This is a genomic window from Actinoplanes aureus, assembly GCF_015704865.1.
GTDB lineage: Bacteria > Actinomycetota > Actinomycetes > Mycobacteriales > Micromonosporaceae > Actinoplanes > Actinoplanes aureus.
In genome coordinates this window covers 1-2,277 of record NZ_JADQTO010000082.1, presented here as the reverse complement: position 1 = coordinate 2,277, position 2,277 = coordinate 1, and the positions used below count along the sequence as shown (strand labels likewise).

Annotated in this window: 1 protein-coding gene; it reads right to left on the bottom strand. The window is 63.9% G+C overall.

Annotation, left to right across the window (positions count from 1 at the left end):
- Positions 1-505: 505 nt before the first annotated feature.
- The gene (locus I4J89_RS48980) at positions 506-1,636 is read right to left on the bottom strand and encodes an IS110 family RNA-guided transposase (RefSeq protein ID WP_230860866.1); all 1,131 of its coding nucleotides are present in this window, start codon (positions 1,634-1,636) and stop codon (positions 506-508) included.
- Between the last annotated feature and the right edge of the window lie 641 nt (positions 1,637-2,277).

Genomic DNA, 2,277 nt, shown 5'->3' with positions numbered 1-2,277 from the left:
GACCGGTGCCAGGTGGGGCAGGAGGTCAGCGAGTTCAACACCACATATCGGCAGGATCGCTCGAAGACGGCATTCCTCACCATTCCCCGTTCAAGTGATCTTCCGCTACGAAAATCTTGCCAGAGCCGTTCCAGTGCAGAGGCGGGTACGCCAAATGTGCAGAGGTCTGGGACGCGAAGCGCTCCATACGCCGCGACGGCGGCGGGCCCGGCGACCTACCTCCGTAATCGGTGGACGTGAGATGGCACCCGGATCGCGGCTGACTCGAAAATAGGCATCGAGTTGGCAGGCGGCAGCGCCGGGGCGGAGCCCCGGCAGGGTTCTTTCGCGGTTGGTCTGGTGACGGCTTGACGGCTGTTACGCCAGAGCTGGTTCGTCTCGGGCCGTGAGGGTGACCTTCCGGCCGGTGACTCGTTCGAGCTGGTGGATCAGGTTGTGCTGGTGGCGTTGGTGGTAACGGCTGTCGTGGTAGCCGGCGCCGAGATCGTGGTAGCGGGCTGCCGGGTCAGCGAGTAGGTGCCAGACGACGGTGAGGATCGAGTTGCCGGTGGCGACGATCGCACGTAGTTTGCCGCGGCGTCGCGAGAGTCGTCGATAACGTTCGCCGAGGAACGTGTCGCTGCGGGCCAGCACCGCGGTGATCTCTCCGAGGGTGCTGGCCAGCCAGGGATTCCCCTTGCCGGTGGTCGCCGGCTTGGTTCTGCCGGGCGGACTGTTTGGTGCGCGGCGCGAACCGGGCCCAGGAAGCCAGATGCGCCGCGGTCGGGAAGACGTGCATGTCGACGCCGAGTTCGGCGATGAGTTCCTGGGCGCAGCTGATTCCGATCCCGGTGACTTCGTCGAGTTGGGCCACTTGCGCGGCGAACGGGCTGATCGCGTCATCGATCGCGGTACTCAGATCGGCGATGTCGGCGGTCAAGGCGTCGATACGCTCGAGCATCTTGGTGCAGAGCAGCCCGTGATGGTCGGCGAAGTGACCGGTCAGTGCTTCCCGCAGCTGGGGGATCTTCGCGCGCAGCCGGCCACGGGCCATCTCGGCCAAGACCTGCGGATCACGCTGTCCCGCGATCAACGCGGCCAGAATCGCTCGGCCGGAAACGCCGAAAGTGTCCGAGGCGACCACCGACAGTTTGATCTGCGCGTCTTCGAGAAGCTTCTCCAAACGTTGCTTCTCACGGGTCCGATCCCGAATCAGCGAACGACGATACCGGGTGAGATCACGCAACCGGCGGATCGGTTTCGGCGGGACAAAACTCGGCGCGCACATTCCACGCTCGACGACCTTGGCCAGCCACACCGCATCCAGTTTGTCGGTCTTCGACCGCCCAGGAATGTTCTTCACATGAGTGGCATTGAGCAGCCAGCACTCGAAACCTTCCGCTTCGAGCAGGTAGAACACCGGCTTCCAGTAGTCGGAGGTTGCCTCCATCGCCACCCGGTCCACGCCCAGCTCACGGAGCCTGTCAGCCAGGTGCAGCAGCGCTGTGGTGGTCGTGGCGTACTCGGCTACCTCCTGTCGGCGCCGGCCGGTTGCCTTCTCATGAGGGATCCTGATGCACACCGTCAGGACAGCTTTCCCGATGTCCAACGCGGCAACCCGCTCGACGAGTTCGGTGGTTTCTTCGGTTACTTCCATTCCCTGCTCCCTGCGAGAGGCACCGTCAGGTGGCTGCCCGCAGGGCCGAGGAAGAACAGAGGCGGACTCGCGTGCTCGAAGCAACAATGCAGGGCCCTGGAAAACGGCTCCCGGCGTCAGACTACTTGACGGTCTCATGAACCAAGCCGCGACGACGTCGGCGGGCAACCGCCCCCATTTTCTCGCCGGTCAGGGCGTGCAGAAAGCACACGAAAGACTACTTGTTTACTGGTGGCACGACCGCTGCCCGGCCTGGCATGGTCGAGGTGACCGGTGGAGTCGCTCTCATCGCGGCTGCCCACCGCAGTCTGGTGTGGCTCTCATCTGGCGTGCGCCCTGCCGGTCACCGCGGCGCGGAGAGGCTCCAGAGGGGACTGCCCAGCTCAAAGTAGCGCTGCCCTCCCGTCTGTCAGCGCTTTCTGAAATCTGGATCTGACCCACTTTTCGTGACCGGGATTGACCCGTTCAGGCGAGAAGGATGCGTTTGCGGAGCAGGTCGAGGTTGGCGCGACCTTACATCTGGCGTTTGATCATCTTGATGCGATTGACGTGCCCTTCGACCACGCCTGAGCTGTAGGGCATGGTCAGGCCGTTGACGACGGCGTCGTGGTCACGACGCAGGCCCGCGGTGAAAGACTGCA